This window comes from Shewanella halotolerans, assembly GCF_019457535.1.
In the GTDB taxonomy this organism is placed as follows: Bacteria; Pseudomonadota; Gammaproteobacteria; order Enterobacterales; family Shewanellaceae; genus Shewanella; species Shewanella halotolerans.
In genome coordinates this window covers 3,572,880-3,596,309 of record NZ_CP080417.1, presented here as the reverse complement: position 1 = coordinate 3,596,309, position 23,430 = coordinate 3,572,880, and the positions used below count along the sequence as shown (strand labels likewise).

Below are 23,430 nucleotides of genomic sequence, written 5' to 3'. Positions count from 1 at the left end.
CCGACTAAGCGAGTATAGCGCCTGGCTACCCACTATTTTTTTAAGGATGATTATGCAAGATATCAGGGACCTCACCGCCGTCCTGCGCTCAAACACCCCCATAGTGGTGATCGAAACCTATGAAGAGTACCGGGTAATTGAGCTGCTAAAGCGGGTGTCGACCATCTTGTATCAGCCGCTATTCACCTGGAGTATCACTCAAGGCCTTACCCGCGCCGATGTGAAGATGGGGACCCAGAAGTTCAACACAGATCCCACCGAGATCCTGGGGCAGATTAAGTCTAGCAGTCAGCAGGGGATCTATGTGTTGTGTGACTTTCATCCCTTCGTCGACAACGCCCCCAAGAATGTGCGCCTGCTCAAGGAGATCGCGCTGGAGTATGAGGCGCTGAAACATACCATAGTCCTGGTGAGTCATGCCTTCGATATTCCGCCCGAGATAAAACGCTACTGCGCCCATTTCTCCATCTCGCTGCCAGATACCGCGCAGCTGCAGAACCTCATCTATGAGCAGATAGACAGGGCCCGTGCCGATGGCTTGCTGCAGAGCGTCGATGAAGATGCGGTGCTCAAGCTGGCGGAGAACCTCAGGGGGCTGACCTTCGACGATGCCCGCCGCCTGGCCCACAAGGCGATAGTGGACGACGGGGCGATCACCCACTCGGACGTGGACAGGATCAACCAGGGCAAGTTTAAGCTGCTGGATATGGAAGGGGTATTACAGTTCGAATATGACACCAGCGACTTCTCTCAGGTGGCTGGCTTGCATAACCTGAAGAAATGGCTGTCTCAGCGTAGCCCTGCATCGAGTGCTGAGGGTCGGGTCGATCATCCCAAAGGGATTCTGCTGCTGGGGGTACAGGGCAGCGGCAAGAGCCTGGCGGCCAAGGCGGTGGCGGGCATGTGGCAGCGGCCCCTGCTGCGTCTGGATATGTCGGCGCTGTATAACAAGTATATCGGCGAGACAGAGAAGAATCTGCGCAACGCCCTGGCACTGGCCGACCTCATGGCCCCCTGTGTCTTGTGGATAGACGAGATAGAGAAGGGGCTCAGCAGCGGCAGCAGCGATGATGGCACCTCTAAGCGGATACTCGGCGCGCTGCTCACCTGGATGGCCGAGCGTAAATCTGAGGTGTTTCTGGTGGCCACAGCCAACGATATCAGCGCCTTGCCACCGGAGCTGATGCGTAAGGGCAGGATGGATGAGATCTTCTTTGTGGATCTGCCAGACGACAGCGTGCGCCAGGCGATCTTCCTGATCCATCTGCAGCGTCGTCAGTTGGACCCGCTTAACTTTGATCTGGCCAAGCTGTCACAGGCCAGTCAGGGGTTTTCCGGCGCCGAGATAGAGCAGGCGATCATCTCGGCCCGTTACACGGCGCGGGCGCTGGAGCAGAGCGTGTCACAGCAGCTGCTGTTGGGTGAGTTGATGAAGACGCGGCCCCTGTCCGTGGTGATGCGGGAAAAGCTGGCCGCGCTGCGTGATTGGGCAAAGGGGCGTACGGTCAACGCCCATCAATAGCGCGGGGAGATTATTGGGCCTTAGGGGGAAACTGAGAGAGAATTTTGTTCACGGTTTCCCGGGTCTCTTTGGCCTTCTTCTCGCCGCCGTCATCGTAATCAAACTTATCGCTGCCGCGCCAGATCAGCTTGTTGCTGGCGCTGTCGACGATATCTATCTGGATGATTTGCATCTTGGCCCTGTCGCTACCCAGAGGCACGCCGACGCTGGTGCCCACACCGACGCCGCCAGAGCTGCCCCAGCTCCCTGTGCCTAGGCCGATTGAGAGGCCTGAGCTCTTGGGCTTGTCCACCACCTTAAAGCCATAGGTCACCATAAACTGGGACTGTTCGGCGACCTGACTGTATCCGCGCTGTGTCAGGCTGTCGACGATAGCACTATCGATCCGCTCAGTGCTGAGGGGGTCGCCGATATTGGCCGGTCTCTGCAGGGTAAATCGCTTGAGCGAATCAAAATCGTACTGAGTATCGTAATCTGTGGTGGGTTTGCTGGCGCAGGCGCCCAGTAGCAAGGCGGCGATTGTGAGGATGAGCAGGCGTAGTGAGTTCATGGGGCTTCCTGTGAAATAATCATAAATTCAGCTATCAGCTTATTTATAATAGAGTTTTTAGTGTAGCGATATGAATAAAGTTTAGCCAGTTACCGAGAATTAGGTTATGTTTTAACTATAGGCTCATTTAGCGTCCCCTTATGTGAGCCCGAATTCAAGATGACATAGATAATTAGGTGTGGCTAGCCCCCATGGAACAGTTAGAGTTTTTCGAGATCCCCAGTCCCTGTATCGGTGTCTGTCAGACAGACGCCAGGGGCTATTGCAAGGGCTGCCTGCGTAGCAGAGAGGAGCGCTTCAACTGGCTGAACTTCTCTGACGCCCAGAAAAATGAGGTGATCCGCCTGTGTAAGCAGCGCCATCGCCGTCGTCGTCTGGCCCTGTTGAAGGCGAAGAAGACGGCTATCCTGGAGGAGCGCGCCGCCGCGACCCAATCGCTGGACTTCGACATCGATTGATCTCGGCTGGCGTTAACCCAATGTCGAGTTAGTCCTCATCGACAAACCACTTACTCGTTTAAGCCCGTTTTCCGTCTGCTATTTTCTTAGTCTGTTGGTACTCACCCTGGGCCAGCTCAGGGTAAATACCGTATTGCCAGGCTCGCTGGCCAGTGATACCCGGCCATTGTGTTTGTGCATGATGCGTTTGATGATGGCCAGTCCCAGGCCATGGCCCTTGTTGCCGTTCTGCACCACCTTGCTGCGATAGAAGGGCTCGAAGATCTTCTCCTGATCCACGGCGGCGATGCCCGGGCCGTCGTCCATCACCTCTAGCTGCACCGACTTGTTGTCCTGGCGGATGGCGATGGTGATATGACTTTGGGCGAAACGCTGGGCGTTGATGATCAGGTTTTGCAGTGCCCGCTCGATGAGTGACGGGTCGCCCATCACCTTCAGCTCAGGCGTCTGCTCGTCAAAATAAATCGGAATGCTGTGGCGGTTTTGCAGCCGGCTGATGGTTTGTTGGGTGAGCCGGGTCAGCTCGCAGCATTCAAATTCCAGGTCCTGCTGCTGAGACTCCAGGCTGGCATAGGTCAGCAGCTCCTGCAGCAGGGTCTCCATCTCTTTGACATCTTGCTGCATCTCGTCGAGAAACGCCTGTCGCTGGGCGGGGTCTGAGTCCGGCGCGCAGTATTGGGGCACCAGGGCCAGGGCAAATTTGAGCCGGGCCAGGGGCGTTCTGATCTCGTGGGAGACGGCGTTGGAGAGATGCTTCTGGTTCTCTATCAGGGCGCTGATGTGGCGCGCCATCTCGTTGAAGGTGCTGGCCAGCGGCTGCACCTGAGAGCGGCTGGAGAGTTGAATCTGGGTGTCCCACTTGGCCTGACCGAATGCCTTGGTCGCCAGACGTAAGGTCTTGAGGTCCCGTGACAGGGGCCAGACCCAGATCAGCGCGACCAGTGCCAGGGAAAGGTAGAAGAAGAGGGTAAACAGGCCGCGCAGCTGCTCCCTGGGATCTATCTCTATGGGGCCGGCCATCAGGATCTGCTGGTCATCCACCTGGATAAAATGCAGCTCGTGTTGTTCATCCGGCGCCGTGACCAAGACGTTGTCGCGAGCGAGGGAGTCGTCTAGGTTGACCGCCACCTGAGCCTTAGGCAGTAGCCTGAGGGGATAGCTTTGTTGGGTACTAAGCTCGGCGAGAAACGCCTCGCGCTGGCTCTCTGGCAGCTTGCCGATCAGCTGGGCTAAGGCGATGAGCGGCGCATCCTGCACACCGCTATCGTCGACATTGTTTTGCCAGATGCTGTCTAAGGTCCAGCCTATACCGAGAAAACTGAGGCTCAGTAGCAGGTATAGGCTGATGAAGAGTCGTTTCAACGCAGCTCCGTTAGTTGTTCCAGGCTTCTGGGGCAAACAGATACCCCTGACCCCATACCGTCTTAATTCTAAATGGGGTTTCGATATTGTCACCTAACTTCTTGCGTAGCCGTGAGATACGCACGTCGATCTTCCTGTCCTTTCCATCGAAGTCGATGTTGAGCAGGTATTGATAGATATATTGGCGGCTCAGTACCTGGCCGGCCTGTGAGGCTAGCAGCCAGAGGAGTTCGAACTCATGGCTGGTGAGATCCACCTCGAGATCGCCAAGGCGAATCGCCTGAGTGTGGGGATCTATGCTCAGCTTGCCGAAACTCAGGCAGTGAGATTCTGCCTGTGGCGGCTTGGCGGTGCGGCGCAGCAGATTGTTGATGCGGGCGATAAGCAGGGCAGGATCTACCGGCTTGACCACATAGTCGTCGGCGCCCAGTTCTAGCCCTTTGATCTGATCTTCGTTGGAACCCAGTGCGCTCATCAGCAGGATTGGGCCGGCGAAGTAGTCGGGCAGCTTTTCACAAAGGGTAAGGCCATCCATCCCTGGCAGCATGATATCGAGCAAGATGATATCTGGTTTGTAGTTGATCAGTCGGGTCAATACGGTATCACCGCGACGCTCAACTTCCACGTGCATTCCATGCGACTTTAAATAATCCACAATCAGGTTTGCCAGACGAATATCGTCTTCGACGAGCAAGACTCTATGGGTCGATTGAGATTCTGTCATTAGAATAGACTCCAGGGGTTGCGATAACGACGTCTCACCTGAGGCGCCGAAGTAGGGGTAACTTTTAATTTTACGCCGGCCAAGGTTTGGTGGCTTTCTTTGTCTATCATGACAAATTGAATATCTTTTTGTGTCTCAACCTTCAGGGTGAGTGAATGGGTACTGGGCGAGTTGGCGCACCACTTCTCCAGCTCGTCATGATCCGACATGATGCAAACTACCTGGGGATAGGAGGTCTCCCAGTTTAGTACCAACTCGATTTCACAGCTCTGCTCGACATCGGCCGTGATGCAAAATTGGGGTGACAACGACAAGCTGGCCGTAGACTCTTGGCCCGCAGCATAGGTAATGTTACACAGTAAAATGATGACAAGGGTTGCCTGTATCAGCTTAAAAGTCATTGAAAACACTAACCTTAGAACCTATAGGCAGTGCCGATAAAGTAAGTGTTGGTGTAACTTTCAGTGACGAGCGGACTGGCGGTGATTTCATCGGCCAAGTCGGTATAGCGTACCAGGAAGAGCAATTCCCAGTGCTCACTCATTATGTATTGTGTCGTCAATTCTAATCCTAAATTAGTGCCAGAACCGGCACGGTAGCGTTCACTCCAATAGGTGTTCTCACTTGGACGTACGCCGTAATAGTAGTTGATGATCTCTTCGCTCTTCCAGTTAGCCACTGCGGCGAATTCAAATTTCCAGTCGGTCCATGATAGGTTGTAGAGCCACTTCACCTTGGCCTCCATGCCGGAGTGCACGTCGAAAAGATCGTGGGCCAGGGCGAGGTTGATTATACCCATTGGTGTGTAAATAAACGCTTCTGCTCCGCCAAGAAGTGTAAATTTTCTGTCTTCGAGCTCGTTAAAAACCGGCTCGGGCTCGGCACCAAAGGCTTGAAAACGCGAGGTAAATGCCGATGGTGTTGAGCTGAGCTGACTGGTGCCAGAGATAAAGATGTTCGACGGGTCCCAACGGTAGAAGTAGGCGCTGTCGCTGCTGAAGCTGGTGGTCAGGATGACGCTAAATAGCTCCTCATCCGCCAGGGTGTAACCCAGATTGCCATTGTCGAAAAACCATCTGTCACCATAGTAGGCCAGGGTAGGTGCCAGGTAGATGGGGATATCGTCGTAGTCGCGGACAGGGTTGCTACGCTCACCATAGCCTAGCGCCAGGCCAAGTTGCCACTGGCCTACTTCGACACATTCATCATCCATATGACAAACCTTCTGCTCTTCGGCCTGTACGGCGAAGCAGAGGAGCAAAGAGGTAAGTAGGCTTGTCAGCAGCTTGTTCTTCATGGGTATAGATACACTAATATCGGGTCAAACAGGAGTCTGAGCAAAAGATTACCATTTACGTCATATATGCACAGCGTTTTCGCTGCTGCTGATGCAAAATGATACAGCTTCATGCCTAGTGTTGATTAAGCTTTGGCGAGATGTTGCGTAGCGAGTACGCCGCTGTGATCCCTTTTAGCTATAGAGTTTGCTGACTTGTTGCAACTGTTTCTGCTGCTCGGTGCGCTCACCTTCTCTTTGCATGGCCAGACCGACGGTGCGCCTGAGCTGCAGATCGCCAATCGCCTTATAGATGATGTTACTTTGCTCCATCAATACCGGCAGGGCGGGCACCAGGGCGATGCCGACCCCGGCCGCTACCAAGCCTACCGCGTACTCTACCGTTTGGATCCGCGCGCGGATCTGCATCTTTATCCCCTCGAGATCCATCAGCTGCTGTAGATCCGCCAGCGCCTCGCAGGGGGCGCGGTGGATGAAGGGCTGACCGCTAAGATCCTGCAGGCGGATCTCCTTCTTCAGGGCCAGGCTCATGGTCGAGGGGATCGCCAGCAGATAGTCGTCATGCCAGATGGGCTGAAATACTTCGTCCGACTTTAGCTGACTGGTGGTGATGATACGGGCGTCGCAGGGCTCGTTGGCCTCGACCAGGGTGAGCTCCATATCATGGCAGGCCTGGCTGAAGTCTTTGAGCAGCATGCTCATGCGCTGCACCCCGAGGGAGTTGATCAGCCCAAGTTTGAAGGGTTGGCGCTGCTCCGGGGTATTAAACAGCGAAGCGATCGCCTTGGACTCGTTCAGCAGCCGCTGAGCCAGGGGATAGAGGCGCTCTGCCGACTCTGTGGGGCTAACTCCTCTGCCGTGGCGCTGGAACAGCTGAGTGTTGAGCTCGTCTTCGAGCTGGCTGATGGCCGAGGAGATAGAGGGCTGGGCGATATAGCACTGCTTGGCAGCGGCGCTGATGGTGCCCTTATCGTAGACGGCGACAAAGTAGCTTAGGGCTCTGAGGTTCATGGCTAGGCTCTTAGGATAGTGTCGAGGCTCATCTTTACGCTTACGTAAGATATAGGAAATAACTATGTAAGCTAAACAAAAAGAATATTTTTCCTACGGATAAATTATGCCTATGCTAGTCGAATTAGCAAGTGGTGAATTAGTCACCAGCTGCAACCAAAACAATAAATGACAGCAAGGAACAGACTCATGGCTCGAGTGAAATTTGATTGGCAAGATCCACTGCAATTCGATGCATTGCTTAGCGAAGATGAACGCATGATCCGCGACATGGTGCACGACTATGCCCAAGAGAAGTTGATGACCCGGGTATTGATGGCCAATCGCAACGAGCATTTCGACCGTGAGATCATGAATGAACTGGGTGAGCTAGGACTCCTGGGGGCGACCCTGCCCGAGGCCTATGGCTGCGCCAACGCTAACTATGTCAGTTACGGCCTGGTGGCCCGCGAGATTGAACGGGTCGATAGCGGCTATCGCAGCGCCATGAGCGTGCAATCTTCCCTGGTGATGCACCCCATCTATACCTATGGCAGCGAGGCGCAGCGTCAGAAATATCTGCCTAAGCTGGCAACCGGCGAATGGGTGGGCTGTTTTGGTCTGACCGAGCCGGATGTGGGCTCAGATCCCGGCGGGATGAAGACCCGCGCCGAGCGTATCGACGGCGGCTATCGTCTCAACGGTGCCAAGATGTGGATCACTAACTCGCCTATCGCGGATGTGTTTGTGGTGTGGGCCAAGCTCGACGGCGTGATCCGTGGCTTCATCCTCGAGAAGGGGATGAAGGGGCTGAGCGCACCTAAGATTGAGGGTAAGTTCAGCCTTAGAGCTTCTATTACCGGCGAGATAGTGATGGACAATGTCGAGGTGGGTGAAGAGGCGCTGCTGCCTAACGTCGAGGGACTCAAGGGGCCGTTTGGCTGTCTCAACAAGGCCCGCTACGGCATCGCTTGGGGCGCACTGGGGGCGGCAGAGTTCTGTTGGCACGCGGCGCGTCAATACAGCCTGGACCGTATTCAGTTTAACCGCCCGTTGGCAGCAACTCAGCTGATCCAGAAGAAGCTGGCGGACATGCAGACAGAGATCACCACAGGCTTGTTTGCCTGCCTGCAGGCCGGTCGCCTGATGGATCAGGACGCGCTGCCCGTCGAGGCCATCTCTCTCATCAAGCGTAACTCTTGCGGTAAGGCGCTGGAGATCGCCCGTACCTCCCGCGACATGCACGGCGGCAACGGCATCAGCGACGAGTTTCATGTGATCCGCCACGTGATGAACCTCGAGGCCGTCAACACCTACGAAGGCACCCATGATATTCATGCGCTCATCCTGGGCCGCGCGCAGACTGGCATCCAGGCCTTCGGGTAATCCTTCTCCTTCAGCTCGGAGCGACGGCGTCGCTCCGCCTTCTCGTCGCAGCGGCCGAATGAACGCCTGTGGTATAGGCCTTGTTGCGCCCAATTGAGGTAGATCAACTTGGAAGATAGAGCTATTGCCCTCGACAGGCAATTTGTCGAACGAGTATCACAGCAAGATTTCCTGGAGATAGAGCAGGGCTGGTGCCACACCCGCCTGGGGCTTAGCGATGCCGATTTCGTCGGCATCTTCGAGTCACAGATGAAGAGCCGATTGCTGGATCTCGAGTCCCGTAAGATGCGGGCCCGTAATCAGGGCTTCTACACCATAGGCAGCTCGGGCCATGAAGGCAACGCCGCCTGCGCCGCGGCGCTGCGCCCGACCGATATGGCTTTTCTGCATTATCGCAGTGCGGCCTTCATGATAGAGAGGGCGCGCCAGGTGCCCGGCGAGACCTCACTGTGGGACATGCTGCTCTCCTTCGCCGCCTCCAGCGAAGACCCTATCTCGGGCGGCCGTCACAAGGTACTCGGCAGTAAGCGGCTGATGATACCGCCGCAGACCTCCACCATAGCCTCACATCTGCCCAAGGCGGTGGGGGCGGCCCTGAGCATTCCGCTGACGCATAGGCTAGATATCGACAGCCTCTTGCCCGAAGACAGCTTGGTGTTCTGTAACTTCGGTGACGCCTCGGCCAACCATGCCAGCGCGCAGACGGCGATCAATGCCGCCGGTTGGGCCGCTTACCAGCAGGTGCCGCTGCCGCTGCTGTTTGTCTGTGAAGACAATGGTATAGGTATCTCTACCGCGACCCCAAACGGCTGGATAGCCGCCAACTTTAAAGATCGCGCCGGTATCAAGTATTTCTACTGTGATGGGCGGGATCTGCTGGACTGTTACCGGGTCAGCCGTCAGGCGGCAGAGTATGCCAGGGTCAAGCGCAAGCCTGTCTTCTTGCATGTCAGAACCGTGCGTCTGATGGGCCATGCCGGCAGCGACGCCGAAATAGCCTACCTCAGCAAACAGAAGATCTTCGATAACGAGGCTCAGGATCCGCTGCTGCTCAGTGCCAAGCAGATCATCGAAGCCAAGCTGATGACTCCGGACGAGATAGTCAACCAGTATCAAACGCTCAAATCGCGCATCGCCGCGATCGCCAAGGTGGCGGTTGAGCGGCCAAAACTGACCAGCGCCAAGGCGGCGATGGCGGCGGTGATTCCGCCCGTCAATGACAAGCCATTGACTCACCATAACCTGACCGATGAGGCCTTCGCTCAGCTCTTTAGTGCGGACAAAAATTCTCTGGGTAAACCGTTGCACATGGGTAAGCTTATCAACATGACACTCACCGAGTTGATGGCGCGCCAACAGAACATAGTGGTCTGCGGTGAGGATGTGGGCAAGAAGGGCGGTGTCTATCATGTGACCTCGCGCCTGGTGGAGCGTTTCGGTCCCAACCGGGTGATCAATACCCTGTTGGATGAGACCTCAATCTTAGGCCTGGCCATAGGTATGGCCCACAACGGCCTGCTGCCGATTCCTGAGATCCAGTTTCTCGCCTATGTCCATAACGCCGAGGATCAGATCCGCGGCGAGGCGGCGACTCTGCCGTTTTTCTCCAACGGTCAATTTACTAATCCCATGGTTATCCGCATCGCTGGCCTGGGTTATCAGAAGGGCTTCGGCGGCCACTTTCATAATGACAACTCATTGGCTGTGTTTCGCGACATTCCCGGCCTTATTCTGGCCTGTCCCTCTAATGGCGCCGATGCCATGGGGATGCTGCGGGAATGCGTGCGACTGGCCGAACAGGAGCAGCGACTGGTGATCTTCTTAGAGCCAATTGCACTCTACATGACGCGGGATCTCCATGAGGAGGGCGATAGCCTCTGGAGTCATGAATATTGTCCTCAGGAAAAGGCCAAAGCCCTGCCCTATGGTGAGCTGGGGGTCTATGGCAAGGGTAAGACGCTGGCCATTCTCAGCTATGGCAACGGCTACTATCTCAGTCGTCAGGCCGAGCGCGAGCTGTCTGGGCTCGGCATCGACTGTCGGGTGATCGATCTGCGCTATCTCATCCCCCTCAACGAGGAGGCGATCATCGCGGCTGTGAGCGAGTGCGAACACCTGCTGATCGTCGATGAGTGCCGCCGCAGTGGCTCGGTAAGCGAGGCGATAGTGACCTGCGTCCATGAGCGTTTGGGGGATCTCGCGCCGCAGATGGCCAGGCTCACCGCCGAGGATTGCTTTATCCCACTGGCCGAGGCGGCAACTCTGCCGTTGCCGAGTCGCTCGCAAATTGTCGAGGCCGCACTGGCCTTGGTTGGTGAGCAGGCCCTGGTTGGCGAGCACGCCGTTGACGATGAGGGCAGTGAAACCATCCAGGATGCGGGAGTGAGACAAGCCTTATGACACAGGAAGCTAAGATGATGAAGAGCGATCATGCGGGTAGTGCGACAGGCAAGCTAAGAGCCTTGGTGGTGGCGCCGGGAAGAGGATGCTACAACAAGGAGGAGCTCGGCTATCTCGCCAGATACCACGGCGATAAGTCCGGCTTTATCGAGGCGATCGATGCCTATCGACGCGACCTGGGTCAGCGGCCGATCGCCGACCTCGATGGCCAGGGGAAGTACTCCTTCAAGCTACATACGCCGGGGGAGAATGCTTCTGCCCTCATCTATGCCTGCGCCATGGCCGACTTCATGGATATCGACCACGAGTGCTTTGAGATAGTAGCGGTGACCGGCAACTCCATGGGCTGGTATATCGCCTTGGCATTGGCCGGTGCCCTGGATGAGCGCGGCGCTATCGAGGTGATCAACACCATGGGCAGCATGATGAGTGACGGGCTAATCGGCGGGCAGATGATCTATCCCGAGATGGATGAGAACTGGCGCCGGAACAATGCCAAGACAGCATTGCTGGATAAGGTCATCGATGAGGTGAACCAGGAGGCGGGCTGTGAGCTCTACACCTCTATTCATCTAGGCGGCTATCGCGTGCTGGCGGGCAACGAGGCGGGTCTTACCCAGGCCGAGGCCCATCTGCCCAAGCTGGAGGATCGCTACCCTATGCGCCTCTACAACCACGGCGCCTTCCACTCGCCGCTGCTGCAAGAGATCGCCCGCCGGGGTCAGCAGGCGCTGCCCGCGTCGCTGTTTCATCGGCCTAAGCTGCCCATGGTGGATGGCCGGGGACAGATCTGGGGCCCCTTCTCCAGCGACATGGAAAGGCTGCACAACTACACCTTAGATCATCAGGTGGTGGCGCCCTATGACTTCAGTCAGGCGATGGCGGTTGGGGTGAAGGAGTTTGCCCCTGACTGTGTGATAGTGCTCGGCCCGGGTAACACCTTAGGCGGCCCCGTGGCGCAGACGCTGATCGCCAACCAGTGGTTCGGCTGGCAGAGCAAGCAGGATTTCAGCGAGGCGCAGAAACAGGCACCTAAGCTGATCGCCATGGGGAATCCGGCGCAGCGGGCGCTTGCTACGGGTAAGACTTAAGGTTACCGATTAGTGTAAAGGATTAGTGCTAGGGGTAAGTGTTGCGTATTAGCGCTACGGGTTAAACCTATAGCAGGGGGAGCGGCGGCCTTGCTAATGCTGTCGTTGCTTAGCTTATTGCAACTATGGCATATTGATACTGTGGCATATTGCCTTCTTTTATAAGGAAATATAGGACGTTTATGGCAGAGCATCAGTTTGATTCCCCCCAAGCCCCAGAGATCAGTATACGCCACAGCACAGATGGCGACATAGAGGGGATTTTTGCCCTCTATGGCCAGCGCAGCTGTTATGCCGGCACCCTGCAGCGTCCCTATCCGTCGCTGGCCTTTTGGCAGAAGCGGCTAAAGGATCTGCCGGATAACTGTTACAGCCTGGTGGCCGTGCGCGATGGCAAGATTGTGGGCCAGCTCGGCATGGAGGTCTATAGCAATGCCAGGCGCAAGCACGTGGCCAACTTTGGCATGGCGGTATGCGAGTCGGCTCGCGGGCAGGGGATTGGCAGTGCCTTGCTGGGGGCCATGATAGATCTGGCGACCAACTGGTTGGCGGTGCGGCGCATCGAGCTCGAGGTCTATACCGACAATGAGGCCGCCGTCGCCCTCTATAAGTCCCATGGATTCGAGATAGAAGGTGAGGCCAAAGATTACGCCTTTCGGAATGGCGGATATGTGAATGCCTTCCTGATGGCCAGATGCTGCTAGGCCCTTTAAAAAACTTGGTTAAGAGCTTTGGTTCGAGCTACACACTTAAGCCTGTCACACAAGCTAAGCGCTTAAGCCAGTCACACAAGCTAAGCGCAAAATTAGCTTTTAGTTGAGGCGCAAAACTGATCTAGATCAGCAGATGGTTAACTAAGCCCCTCTGCTGATTTTTTTGTGGGTTGAATCACGACAAATGGAGAAGCGTGAGGCTTGTCTTGTCTGGCCCGCTTTTCATTAGCATCTGATGTTTATCCAGGGACGCCCCGAAACTCCCTTTGTGATGAACCCCTCGAAACCTCGCCTTTTGTGGCGTTGGTCTCGCGCGGTCTGCGGCTCATCTTTATCTTAATGAATTTATTAGCTATTTTCCCTTGTTGCTTATATCCTCTCTCGACTGTATTTAGTTATCATATTGTTTTATATCGGTTTTAATTATGGCATTTTGCCCATTTGGCCTGGCATTGTGATGCCCTTAAGACTTCTCTAGAATCCGCCGCGAATTTGACCGCGCCACGGGGGCGCATCATTCACTGCGAGCGATAACGAGGGGAATTAAATGTCGACAAAATTGGCCAATCCAGCGCCTCTGGGTCTGATGGGATTTGGTATGACGACCGTGCTATTGAACATACACAACGCGGGCTTCTTTGCCATCGATGCCATGATCTTGGCGATGGGGATCTTCTACGGTGGTCTGGGCCAGGTGCTGGTGGGCATGATGTGCTTTAAACGGGGAGATACCTTCGGCACTACGGCATTTACCTCCTATGGCCTGTTCTGGTTAACCTTAGTGGGGCTAATCATGCTGCCTAAGCTTGGCCTCGCCGCTGCCAGTCCGAGTCACTTCATGGGCTGGTACTTAAGCCTCTGGGGCCTGTTTACCGCCTTCATGTTTGTCGGTTCTTTGCGTTACCCAAGAGCCAAGCAGGTGGTGTTCGGCTCCTTGACGATACTCTTCTTCCTGCTGGCGGCCCGCGACTTCACCGGTAGCGAGTTGATCGGCGTGATCGCCGGATTCGAAGGGATCTTCTGCGGCGCCAGCGCCATCTACTTCGCCATGGCTCAGGTGCTTAACCAGGAATATGGCCGGGTGATCCTGCCCATTGGTGAGGTTAAGGCCTAGCCATATTCGATGGCGGTCTTGACCGCCTGAAGGATCTCGGTGCGATTGGAGGGCTTAAGAATATAGCCCTTCAGTCCTACCTGGGCCCAACGCTTGATCAGCTCACGGTTGTTGTTGCTGGTCAGCGCCACCACGGGAATATCCTTGCCGTCGTTATCGGCCTTGAGTTGCTTGGTGGTGTTGATGCCATCCAGATGAGGCATGTAGAGATCCATCAGGATCAGGGCGTAATCGTTACCCTTGATCATCTTGAGGGCGGTGAGACCGTCACAGGCCTGCTCGGTATCATACTCATCCTGCTCCAATACCTTGACTATCATCTCCCGGTAGATCTGATTATCCTCCACCACCAAGATCTTCTTCTTGGGCGGCTTGGCCTCATGTTCATCCAGCAGCGAACTGACCAGGGCCTGGGTGGGGATCTTGGCTTGATGTTTGGCGATCACCTGCTGTTTAATGTCTTTGATCTCGCTATGGCGACTGGTGAGCTGTGCCAGGATGAGGTCCAGACCATCTTTGATCTCCAGTTCCAGCTGGGTCAGCAGGGGCTCGATATGCTGTTTGGCCAGTGACTTGACCAGCGCCTTGTCGTGGCTCATGCCCTCACTGCCATGGGGGAGCTGCTCGGTCGACTGTTCGACTGACGCCTTGCAGGAGTCGACCGAATCCAGTAGCTGGCGCTTACATTGGCTACTGAGTTCGATAAGCGAGGCGAGGTTGGTATCGATACGCTCCAGCTGGTCGTCATCCAGACCTGCGTAGTGGTCATCCCCCTGGCTCTGTCTCAGTCCGTTGTGGACTATCATCTTGAGGCGAAACTTCTCGTATAGGGGCAGGTAGACGAAGTAGTTGTCGAACACCCCCTTGATGCAGCTGCGAAAGGCGAGGGCGGACTCCTTGTTCTTGCACAGCACTATGGCGTAATGCCTGTAGGCGATCTGCTGGTTTTTCAGAAGTTTGGTATAGAGTTCTATGCTGAGCTTCACCGAGCTCATGGCAAAGAGGATCACCGAGGGCTTATGCTCTCTTATCTGCTCGCCCACTAGCCGGGTCACGGGCACGGTGCGGTATTCGTCGACCTGCTCGGCAATGATGTTGGCGGCGCCCGAGATATCCTCCTCCTTCTCATAGAGCATGATCACTTCGGGGTGGCGACAGGCAACGCTGGGTTTTCGAGTCATGAGTTGATCACCTCTATCAGGGACTGCAGGGCATTTTTGAGCTGGATAATGAGCTGCTTGCACTGGGGCATATCTTCCCCCAGGGCGGCATATTCCAGTTGTTGCAGCTTGTCGGCAACCTCTTCGGCGCCGATTGCCTTGGCAGAGGTCTTGAGAAAGTGCGCCTTCTGCTTGAGGCCGGCAAATTCACGGTTGTTGTAGTGGGTGGCCAGCTCGCGCAGGCTGGTACGGGCCTGGGCGACGAAGTCCTGCTTAAACTGGGCGATGAGTGCAGGATCGTTGCCGATAAGATCACGCATGATCTTAGGGTTGAGGATCTGGGGACTATTCTTCATGGCGATACCATTTCTGGATGACCTTCTTCAGGTCTCTAAGCTGCACAGGTTTACTGACAAAGTCGTTCATGCCCGAGCGGTAGCAGTCATCTAGCTCGGTGGCCATGGCGGCTCCTGTGATGGCCACTATGGGCACAGATTTTCGTTGGGTGCTGTTCTCTATCTGGCGGATCTGTTTGGACATGTCATAGCCGTCCAGGTTGGGCATGTGGCAGTCGGTAAGGATCAGCTTATAGTTTGCCGATTGCCAGAGATGCACCCCGACCAGACCATCTTCGGCGAGGTTGCAGCGATAGCCGAGCATGTCCAGCTGTTTAAGGATCAGCTTCTGGTTTAAAGGGTTATCTTCAACCACCAGTATGTCGGCATCCCCCTTAATCTTTGGCGTCGGCTCCTGCGTCAGAGGGTCGCAGAGATCCAGCTCCATCTCGTCGAGGTCGATGGCAAGGCCTGAGTCTAGGCGTTTGTGCACCGCCTTGAGCAGCAAGGCCTTGGAAAGCAGATAGCTGTCCAGGCTGTCTATCTGGGGAATCGTCTGTGTCAGCGTCTTGCGGTGATGCTGTGGTAGGGCGACCAGCCAGTTGCTGTGGCCCTTTGGACTCGCCGCTTGGTTCGCCAGAAAGCCTAGCTCGTCAGCCTCGCCGGTGGCCAGAATTATCACCAGAGGCAGAGCCAGGGTGTCGATACCCAGTTGCTCGGCCTGGTAGCATTTAACTCTGCCCCCCTTGTCGGTCAAACACTGTTTTATCCAGTCAAGCGTGGCCTGGGGCTGGCCCAGGTTCACCACCCCTATGGTGTGTTCGCTAAGCTCCTGGGTCTGTTCATGGTGATGGGCGCGCCAGAAGGGAAGCTCGACACAGAACTGCGCCCCCTGGCCAAGTTCGCTTTTAAGGTTGATGCTGCCGCCCATCAGGTTGGTGAGCTTGCCGCAGATAGCCAGTCCCAGACCCGTGCCGCCATAGTTGCGCGTGGTGGAGCGCTGTGCCTGCACGAAGGGGGCAAACAGACGTTTCTGGGTCGCCTTGTCTATGCCTATGCCATTGTCTGTCACCGTAAAGCGTACCCGGGTCACTATATCATTTTGTTCGCCTACCATGATGTTTAGCGATACACAGCCGGTCTGCTCCTGTGTGGTGTGGGTGAATTTCATCGCGTTGCTGAGCAGGTTACTGAGGATCTGCCGCACCTTGACGATATCTCCCTCGACCCAATCGGGCAGCTCCAGGGCTTCCTGCACGGCAAAGCGTAACCCTTGGCGGCTGGCCACCGGCGAGAAGCTCTTGATCAGATCGGCGATCACCCCGGCGAGGTGGAAGTCTTGTTGCTCCAGCTGCATCTTACCCGACTCAATTTTGTTGATGTCGAGGATGTCGTTGAGGATATAGATGAGGTTACTGGCCGAGGTCGACGCCGTCTCGATAAGATCTCTTTCCTCGCCCGACTTGTCGGCCAGGGAGAGCAGCTCCAGTGCGCCGATCACCGCGTTCATCGGCGTGCGCAGTTCGTGGCTGATCATAGAGAGAAATTCGCTCTTGGCCTGGCTGGCGATTTCGGCCCGCTCCTTGGCAAGCTGTAGCTCTGTGGTGCGCTGATTTACCCGGCTCTCGAGGGAGCGGTAGCTTTCCTGCAGCGCCAGGCGCGCCTGGTAGATGGGGGTCTGATCGATACAGATGCCATCGATGCGGCTGTTTTGTTGGTTCTGCCCCTGGCTCACCTTGCCCTTGGCCAGTATGTAGATGATCTCCTGGTTGGGCAGAATAGCGCGATACTCCTGATGAAACGGATTGCCATTGGCCAGGGAGTCTTCCACCGCGGCCATGACGACGGGGAAGTCTTCAGGGTGGATCCGCTCGGCCCACTTTTCCAACACGCCAATATCTTCTATGTTGAGGCAAAACATCTCGTTGGCCCTCTGATCCCACTGCCAGATCCACTGCCCCTGTTCATCTATCTGTGCCCGCCAGTTGCCTATGTTGCCAGCCTCGAGCGCCAGCTTCTTCGACTCGTTGGCCTCGTTGAGGGCGTCGAGCATCGCCTTGGACTCAGTCTGATCTTTGATGAGGCCAAGCAGCTTGAAGTGGCCATTTTCCAGGTAGATATGCTCGGCGAATAGCTCGTACACCCTGACGACATCGTTCGAGTCGATACGAAATCGAAACGCTAGCTTATGTTTACCCGAAGGTGAGGGGGCGAGAAAGGGGTCGAACTTATGGCGATCTTTCACCGCGACCATCTGCTGAAGACTCTGCCAGCTCAGGGGGCTGTGATGGTTAAGTAGCAGCAACTCCTTCACTCCGTTGGAGAAACGTGTCTCACCCGTGGCGGAGTCATAGTGCCAGACGCCGATATCGGCGGAGCATAGAAAGGCCTCGAAGCGCTTGAGGTATCCCTGAGTTATATTGGGGTCGTCGCGTTGGGGGACAAACAGCAGCAGGTAGCGATTATTGCTTAGCGCTTGGGGAAACACCTGATACCAAGGCGTCTTGGATTGGCGGTGGAGACGCACATCGAGCGATTGCCTATCTGTTAGGGCAAGTGCCAAGGCATGAGTGATGGCATCAAGCAGTGAATCGTTTGAGTCGGCCTGATTTAGCGTGAGTAGCTGCTTGAGTGGGCGCTTAACGACGGCTTCATGGTGGAGTTCAAACAGCGCACACAGGGCGTCGTTGGCCTCAATGATCACTCCTTGCTTGTCACAGATAAGCTGCGCAAACGGCGAGTCGTCTATGCTATTCCCTGCTGGCGCCATGGCATCCACATCCTTGTTATCCCTTGAGAATAAGTCTAGACCTATGGAGGCGATTTAGGGGAGGCGATTTGTGAATCTTTTTTGCGGGAGAGGGGTTAAAAGCGTGTCCCTCAAGCAACAGGGCGCGAGGGACACGGTAGGATTAGGTGCTTAGCCTTGTGGCATTGGGCTTAGCACGATCTCGACGCGGCGGTTTTGCGCGCGGCCTTGCTGGGTCGAGTTGTCGGCGATTGGACGAGACTCACCCATGCCCACAGAGCTGATGCGCTGGTTCTTGATTTCACGAGACATCAGATAGTTGGCAACTTCTGCCGCACGCACCTGAGACAGACGCAGGTTGTATGACTCGCTGCCTGAGCTATCGGTGAAGCCCATGACATTCAGCATGGTTTCATCGTACTCCTTGGCGACCAGGGCGACACTGTCCAGCACGTTCTTGGCACGGCTGCTCAGCACAGATTGATCGACGCCGAAGGTCACTTCGTTTGGCATGTTGAGGATGATGTTGTCACCGTTGCGGGTCACGCTGACGCCTGTCGATTGTAGCTGCTTGCGTAGCTCGGCTTCCTGCACGTCCATATAGTAGCCGATACCACCACCGACGGCTGCGCCTGAGGCGGCGCCGATAAGTGCACCCTTACCCCGGTCGCTCTTGCTTGACGAGGCCACACCGATAGCTGCACCGGCGATGGCACCTATGATAGCGCCGTTAGTCGCCTTGGCGTTCTGGCTCTCGTTGGTATAAGGATTGGTTGTCTGACAAGCCGAAATAAATAGTGTCGAACCGGCCAAGATTGCCGCGACGAGTTTCTGGTTACTGATCATCGTTACTCCATTATCAGGTTTGCCTCAGGGCGGAGATCGTCCTTAAGCTTGTTGTTATGTGCATTATTGTTGCATTTTGTTTGCATAATATCAAAATGAGGGGCTTTTGCCTGAATCTATACAAAATTTAATGAAAAACTTCTGCTACTAAACGCCTACTTGGCGTGTTTTTTGCGCATAAACTGGCAGCAAGCTTCATCGAGAAAACGTTTCGAGAGGTAGTGTTTCTGGCCGCCTGCTAGCAGCAGGAAGCCTGCGCTGGTCTCCTGTATGTCGTCGACACTGTCCCAGTCGAGCTGCTGTTTAACGTAGAGGGATTCGATGCTGATCCCTTGTTCGTTCAGGGTGAGGCTAGCCTCGTTGCCGGCGGCCTTGCTCATCATCTGGCGGGTCAGGTACCAGGGGCGCTTAAACTTGATACTCAAGCCCTCCAATACGCCGAGGGCGATAATAAACCAGGAGGCGTAGGCGTTAACGCCGGTCAACAGTAGCGCCAGGCCGATCAGCAAAAAGACGATCGCCTTAGTGTATGCGGCGCGGGGAGCGGGCTGAGTTACAGAGGCATCGAAGCATTCAGCATAGTAGGCTCTGTCCAGGGTAAAGTGGGTGCTGTAGCTAAACGAAGCGTTTGATTGAGAGTGAGATGAAGCTGTCATATAAGTAGAGATAGCTGAATTTGGGACACAGTGTAATCCCTTGTGGATGAAGTGCAATCTCGCCGTGAACTTGTCTTAGATCTTTGGTTAAATTTAGACTAAGTTTAGCTTTCTGAACGTCGGCAATCGGCCTTGAAAATGGGAGCCTCAAGATGTCATTTGTGCCTAAGGGATATGTGAAGTGCAAGAAGACACCTGTGTTTAGTGAGCAGGATATGCCGGCCATCTACCGGGAGCGACATTTTACCCGGCCCGGCGTGTATGAGCAGATCCATGTTATCCAGGGGGAGCTGATGTTTTTCGGTTACCTAGACAAGTTGGGCGAGGTCAATCGCGAGGTGCGACTAGGGGCCAATGAGACGGCGATTTCTCATCCCGGCTACTGGCACAGCATCAAGCCTCTTACCCCAGATACCCGTTTCGAAATTCATTTCTTCATCAAACCCGAGGGGCCGATAGAGCAGGCCTAGCCTGAGTGCTTTTTGATTTCACCTTTCGATAAGCTTAATGACGCGCTAGCTAAAGTGACACGCTAGCTAAAGTGGTGCGTTGGTTGAAGTGGCATGCTGGTTAAGCATTGGCCTGACACAAATAAGAAGTGAATAAAAGAAGTGAATAAAAGTTAACCTGACTTTCCTTTGGCCAGGCTTTAGAGTCCAATAAAGCCTTTAGCTAAGGAAAGCTGATGAAGACCTCCCCACACTCCACCCACAAGTGTCAGGCGCCTATGGAAAACTCTAAGCCAGGTAAGCTAGTGCATAGAGGTGCCGAGACATCCAAGACATCGAAGGCAGCAAAAACGCCTGCTAGCTCCTCTTTGTTGCAAGACTTGGCCGAGATGGACACAGGTTTCGCCCTGCTGCAATCCATGGCACGCTCCAAGACGCTCACCATTATGGTGATCATCTTTCTGCTCGCAGGCGCGGGTTTTGCGTTGTTTCTTAGCAAGATGGCGGGGTAATACTCATGTTAGCGGCTAGTCTCACCGAATTCTTTATCTGGTTTATCTGGGAGATCTTACTCTCGTTTATTCTCTATACCACAGGCGCCGTGGTGATTGGGCTAGTGACCTTTGGCCGGGTGCAGAAGCCTTTGTATTGGCCTGCCTTGTTTCATCAAGAGAAACGCCTGGCGAAAAACGATTTTTACGCCGTCTATATGGCTGGCTTTTTCTTCTATCTCTTGCTGTTTACCCTGCTGGTCTACCTGGGATAGGTCTGGATATCAAAGACAGATAGACTTAACCGCTTGCATTTTTGCTAATGCTTGGCTGACGTTATCAAGTGTCGTAGCGGTTACGCTGCTCTGGCAGGTCACTGAGATACTGCACAAATTCCACCTCATAGCCGTTAGGGTCGATAAAGTAGACGTTGCGGCGGAAGGGATCATCCTGCCCCGCTTTGTCCACTTCGAAGCCCGCGTGCTTGAGTCTGGCTATCACGCCATCGAGATCTTGGGTCACGAAGGCAAAGTGAGCCAGACCAACCTGATGTCCGCTTAGGTCGCGGTTTTCGCCTTCGCCATCATCGTTGAAGGCCAGGTATTGATAGCCATCGCCGAAGTGAACCCAGTTGCGTGGCTTGCCATACCAGGTTCCCTGACCGCCGCCACGCACCGACCAATGGGGGAAGGCGGCACGGTAGAAATTAAGGGCCGTTTCTATGTCGGTGACGACGAGATTTATGTGTTCTAAATGGATCATGATGCAATTCCTCCTCTGCAGGCTTGGTGTTATTCCGTTAATACGCTCGATCTAGTGCCTAGCTGGGGGGTAATGCCTAACTGAGGCTGGCGCATGACTTGGGTTAGTACTTAGGCGGCACTACATGCCGTATACATATTCCTGCTGTTTGGGGTAGGGCTGATCCCTATGGCGCTGGCGTATGGCGCCGAGGGCATCTGCATACTGGCCGAGCATATGCAGGCTGTAGCCGATGCGCGCTCTTAGCCCTTGCTCTCTGGCATCTATCTCACCCTCTCCCAGTACCTGCTCGACATTACGAATGATCAGATGATCGGGAATAGGCACCAGCTTGTTGTTCTTCAGGGCATTCATCTTTAACTCGGCGATAGGGTAGGCGCCGCTGATGCCGCTGGTGACAGCGACCAAGAGGGCTGGCTTGTGGGCCGTGTCCTGGTTGTCACACAGTAGCAGGAAGTTTTTTAACATGGGTGAGGCCATGCCGCCCCATTCTGGGGTGATCAGAACCAGAGCGTCGGCTTGCTTTACCAGCGGGCTTATCTTGTGCCAGTCGCTCGCCTGGAGCACTGCGCCATTTCTGTCGCCATCCCAGAAGGGCAGATCGTAACGGCACAGCTCAATATGCTGTATCTCACTGAATTGGCTGGCATGTTCACTAAGGTAGCCGGCGACTCTGGCACTTTGAGAACCTGGACGTTGACTGGCACTGACGATAAGAAGCTTCATTATGTAAACCTTTTTATTTATTTAATGTTTTATACACTAATTACTTTATTTAATTTTGTAAAGACTAAAGTAAATAAAAAAGTTTACTTAATCTCTGGATCGGTAATAATGGGCCCATAGAAGTCCAGAGGAGACGGCGGGTGAGTAAGAAGACCAGCGACAAGATCATCGAACATATCAAGATCCACGGCCCCAGTACCGCCAAGGTATTGGCCGAGCTGTTTGCGTTGACCACCATGGGGGTCAGGCAACATCTGCAGGCCTTGGAAGAGGAGGGGATCTTGAGTTTCGAAGACAGAAAGGCGAGTCGCGGTCGTCCCACCCGTTACTGGGGACTTACCGAGAAGAGCTACAAGCTGTTCCCCGATCGACACGACGATCTCACCAGTCAACTGATCGACTCGGTGCGGGTAGTGTTTGGTGACCAGGGGCTGGATCAGTTGATCGATCACCGAGAGCAGGCGAGTCGGCGTCTGTATCTGGAGGCGCTGTCGCAAGCGACTGGTCTGGCTGATAAGTTAGCCGCGCTGGCCAAGCTCAGGACCCAGGAGGGGTATGTCGCCTCTGTCGAGGAGCAAGATGGCGTCTTTTGGCTGCTGGAGAATCACTGTCCCATCTGCGCTGCGGCGAGTCACTGCGCCAACTTCTGCCGCTCAGAGCTGCAGCTGTTTCAAGAACTGTTTAGCGAGCTGGCGAGCGTCAGCCGCGAGGAGCATATCATAGCGGGGGCCAGACGCTGTGCCTACAAGCTGGTGCCGCTCGCATCTCACGGGCAAGCGCTAGAAAAAATCGCTGAAGAAAATCCTGCTGAAGAACAAGCACCGGCGCATCAAGATGTCCGCTAAACGCGCCAGGCTGGATCGCTTTATCAGTCAGCATTGTCAGATCCCCCGCAAGCAGGTGCGTCTCATCCTGGCAAAGGGCCGGGTGAGTGTCGATGGTCATGTGGTGCGCGATGCCGACTGTCAGATAGATCAGTTCTCTCAAGTGACGCTCGATGGCCAGGCGCTGAGGCAGGAGCAAGCCATCTATCTTATGCTGCATAAGCCGGTTGGTGTGGTGAGCGCGACCAAGGACGATGAGCACAAGACGGTGATGGATCTCTTGCCCGACTATCAGGACAAGGGGCTGCATATCGTCGGACGGCTGGATCTCAACACTTCGGGCTTGCTGCTGCTTACCAACGACAGCCGCTGGTCGAAGCGTATCATGTCGCCGGAGCATAAGGTGGCCAAGCAGTATCTGGTCACCCTCAAGGCTCCCCTCACTCAGGCCTATGTGAAGGCCTTTGCCGAGGGTTTCTACTTTGCTTTTGAGAATATTACCACTCAGCCTGCACAGCTTGAGATCCTCGAACCCCATCTGGCCAGAGTCACCCTGCATGAGGGGCGCTACCATCAAATCAAGCGCATGTTTGGCCGTTTTCGCAATCAGGTGATGGCGCTGCACAGGCTGTCCGTGGGTAACCTAATCCTGGATGAAACCTTGGCTGTAGGGGAGTATCGCCCGCTGACGCCACTGGAGGTGGCTAGCATATTCGGCTGAAAGTCAGTCTTGTCTAGCACAAGATTTTGACTTTATCGCTTCACCTAGCACTAATTTCTTAGTTCAACAAGCCAAGCGTAAATGTGTGACTAATGGCTATATCG

At 55.0% G+C, this 23,430-nt stretch carries 25 protein-coding genes; 12 read left to right on the top strand and 13 right to left on the bottom strand.

Going from position 1 to position 23,430, the window contains the following annotated elements:
* The first annotated feature begins 52 nt into the window (after positions 1–52).
* Positions 53–1,522, top strand: coding sequence for an AAA family ATPase (locus tag K0H81_RS15610; RefSeq protein ID WP_220058916.1), 1,470 nt, complete (start codon positions 53–55; stop codon positions 1,520–1,522).
* Positions 1,523–1,532: 10 nt separating this feature from the next.
* Here the strand turns inward: K0H81_RS15610 and K0H81_RS15605 are convergent, their stop codons facing one another.
* Complete coding sequence (locus K0H81_RS15605; protein ID WP_220058915.1) at positions 1,533–2,072, bottom strand: DUF4136 domain-containing protein; 540 nt, start codon at positions 2,070–2,072, stop codon at positions 1,533–1,535.
* 191 nt (positions 2,073–2,263) lie between these two features.
* On the opposite strand from K0H81_RS15605, the gene K0H81_RS15600 reads away from it, so the two are divergent.
* A complete protein-coding gene (locus K0H81_RS15600) occupies positions 2,264–2,530 on the top strand; it encodes a DUF1289 domain-containing protein (RefSeq protein WP_220058914.1) in 267 nt (88 codons plus the stop codon).
* Positions 2,531–2,608: 78 nt separating this feature from the next.
* Here K0H81_RS15600 and K0H81_RS15595 read toward each other — a convergent pair whose 3' ends face one another.
* The 5 genes from K0H81_RS15595 to K0H81_RS15575 form a co-directional block, all read right to left on the bottom strand.
* Positions 2,609–3,892 (bottom strand): ATP-binding protein, encoded by a 1,284-nt coding sequence (locus K0H81_RS15595; RefSeq protein ID WP_220058913.1) that lies wholly within the window; start codon positions 3,890–3,892, stop codon positions 2,609–2,611.
* Between the two features lie 10 nt (positions 3,893–3,902).
* Entirely contained in the window at positions 3,903–4,616 is a 714-nt protein-coding gene (locus K0H81_RS15590) for a response regulator (protein WP_011864701.1), read from the bottom strand.
* The gene (locus K0H81_RS15585) at positions 4,616–4,924 is read right to left on the bottom strand and encodes a DUF3019 domain-containing protein (protein ID WP_258406310.1); all 309 of its coding nucleotides are present in this window, start codon (positions 4,922–4,924) and stop codon (positions 4,616–4,618) included. Before K0H81_RS15585 ends, K0H81_RS15590 begins: the two co-directional genes overlap by 1 nt.
* 107 nt (positions 4,925–5,031) lie before the next feature.
* Entirely contained in the window at positions 5,032–5,913 is an 882-nt protein-coding gene (locus K0H81_RS15580) for a MipA/OmpV family protein (protein ID WP_220058911.1), read from the bottom strand.
* A 174-nt stretch (positions 5,914–6,087) separates the two neighbouring features.
* Complete coding sequence (locus tag K0H81_RS15575) at positions 6,088–6,924, bottom strand: LysR family transcriptional regulator (protein WP_011864704.1); 837 nt, start codon at positions 6,922–6,924, stop codon at positions 6,088–6,090.
* Between the two features lie 189 nt (positions 6,925–7,113).
* On the opposite strand from K0H81_RS15575, the gene K0H81_RS15570 reads away from it, so the two are divergent.
* From K0H81_RS15570 to K0H81_RS15550, 5 genes are all read left to right on the top strand, one after another.
* Positions 7,114–8,289, top strand: a complete 1,176-nt coding sequence (locus K0H81_RS15570) for an acyl-CoA dehydrogenase (RefSeq protein WP_220058910.1) — start codon at positions 7,114–7,116, stop codon at positions 8,287–8,289.
* Between the two features lie 108 nt (positions 8,290–8,397).
* Positions 8,398–10,689 carry a dehydrogenase E1 component subunit alpha/beta gene (locus K0H81_RS15565; protein ID WP_220058909.1) on the top strand — a complete coding sequence of 764 codons (2,292 nt, stop codon included), beginning with the start codon at positions 8,398–8,400 and terminating at the stop codon, positions 10,687–10,689.
* Between the two features lie 14 nt (positions 10,690–10,703).
* Positions 10,704–11,780 (top strand): ACP S-malonyltransferase, encoded by a 1,077-nt coding sequence (locus tag K0H81_RS15560; RefSeq protein WP_258406309.1) that lies wholly within the window; start codon positions 10,704–10,706, stop codon positions 11,778–11,780.
* Between the two features lie 182 nt (positions 11,781–11,962).
* Positions 11,963–12,484, top strand: a complete 522-nt coding sequence (locus tag K0H81_RS15555) for a GNAT family N-acetyltransferase (RefSeq protein ID WP_220058907.1) — start codon at positions 11,963–11,965, stop codon at positions 12,482–12,484.
* Positions 12,485–13,040: 556 nt separating this feature from the next.
* Positions 13,041–13,607, top strand: coding sequence for an acetate uptake transporter (locus K0H81_RS15550; protein WP_144200884.1), 567 nt, complete (start codon positions 13,041–13,043; stop codon positions 13,605–13,607).
* Here the strand turns inward: K0H81_RS15550 and K0H81_RS15545 are convergent.
* The 5 genes from K0H81_RS15545 to K0H81_RS15525 form a co-directional block, all read right to left on the bottom strand.
* A complete protein-coding gene (locus K0H81_RS15545; protein ID WP_220058906.1) occupies positions 13,604–14,788 on the bottom strand; it encodes a response regulator in 1,185 nt (394 codons plus the stop codon). The two genes, K0H81_RS15550 and K0H81_RS15545, sit on opposite strands and share 4 nt — an antisense overlap.
* Positions 14,785–15,123, bottom strand: coding sequence for an Hpt domain-containing protein (locus K0H81_RS15540; protein WP_144200888.1), 339 nt, complete (start codon positions 15,121–15,123; stop codon positions 14,785–14,787). Before K0H81_RS15540 ends, K0H81_RS15545 begins: the two co-directional genes overlap by 4 nt.
* Positions 15,113–17,872, bottom strand: a complete 2,760-nt coding sequence (locus K0H81_RS15535) for an ATP-binding protein (protein WP_220058905.1) — start codon at positions 17,870–17,872, stop codon at positions 15,113–15,115. Before K0H81_RS15535 ends, K0H81_RS15540 begins: the two co-directional genes overlap by 11 nt.
* 150 nt (positions 17,873–18,022) lie before the next feature.
* The gene (locus K0H81_RS15530) at positions 18,023–18,697 is read right to left on the bottom strand and encodes a YiaD family glycine zipper/OmpA-like lipoprotein (RefSeq protein ID WP_220058904.1); all 675 of its coding nucleotides are present in this window, start codon (positions 18,695–18,697) and stop codon (positions 18,023–18,025) included.
* A 155-nt stretch (positions 18,698–18,852) separates the two neighbouring features.
* Positions 18,853–19,353 carry a YcxB family protein gene (locus K0H81_RS15525; RefSeq protein ID WP_220058903.1) on the bottom strand — a complete coding sequence of 167 codons (501 nt, stop codon included), beginning with the start codon at positions 19,351–19,353 and terminating at the stop codon, positions 18,853–18,855.
* Between the two features lie 152 nt (positions 19,354–19,505).
* On the opposite strand from K0H81_RS15525, the gene K0H81_RS15520 reads away from it, so the two are divergent.
* The 3 genes from K0H81_RS15520 (at position 19,506) to K0H81_RS15510 (ending at position 20,568) form a co-directional block, all read left to right on the top strand.
* Positions 19,506–19,823, top strand: a complete 318-nt coding sequence (locus K0H81_RS15520) for a TehB-like domain-containing protein (RefSeq protein WP_220058902.1) — start codon at positions 19,506–19,508, stop codon at positions 19,821–19,823.
* 215 nt (positions 19,824–20,038) lie between these two features.
* Positions 20,039–20,314: a hypothetical protein gene (locus K0H81_RS15515; RefSeq protein ID WP_258406308.1), complete on the top strand. Its 276-nt coding sequence runs from the start codon at positions 20,039–20,041 to the stop codon at positions 20,312–20,314.
* Between the two features lie 5 nt (positions 20,315–20,319).
* A complete protein-coding gene (locus K0H81_RS15510; RefSeq protein WP_220058901.1) occupies positions 20,320–20,568 on the top strand; it encodes a hypothetical protein in 249 nt (82 codons plus the stop codon).
* 64 nt (positions 20,569–20,632) lie between these two features.
* On the opposite strand, the gene K0H81_RS15505 is transcribed toward K0H81_RS15510, so the two are convergent.
* Together K0H81_RS15505 and K0H81_RS15500 are read right to left on the bottom strand one after the other, a co-directional pair.
* Entirely contained in the window at positions 20,633–21,055 is a 423-nt protein-coding gene (locus K0H81_RS15505; protein WP_220058900.1) for a VOC family protein, read from the bottom strand.
* Positions 21,056–21,175: 120 nt separating this feature from the next.
* Entirely contained in the window at positions 21,176–21,781 is a 606-nt protein-coding gene (locus K0H81_RS15500) for an NAD(P)H-dependent oxidoreductase (protein WP_220058899.1), read from the bottom strand.
* A 140-nt stretch (positions 21,782–21,921) separates the two neighbouring features.
* On the opposite strand from K0H81_RS15500, the gene K0H81_RS15495 reads away from it, so the two are divergent.
* Together K0H81_RS15495 and K0H81_RS15490 are read left to right on the top strand one after the other, a co-directional pair.
* Positions 21,922–22,626 carry a helix-turn-helix transcriptional regulator gene (locus K0H81_RS15495; RefSeq protein ID WP_258406307.1) on the top strand — a complete coding sequence of 235 codons (705 nt, stop codon included), beginning with the start codon at positions 21,922–21,924 and terminating at the stop codon, positions 22,624–22,626.
* Positions 22,616–23,326, top strand: a complete 711-nt coding sequence (locus K0H81_RS15490; RefSeq protein WP_220058898.1) for a pseudouridine synthase — start codon at positions 22,616–22,618, stop codon at positions 23,324–23,326. The genes K0H81_RS15495 and K0H81_RS15490 overlap by 11 nt, the downstream gene beginning before the upstream one ends.
* Positions 23,327–23,430 lie beyond the last annotated feature (104 nt).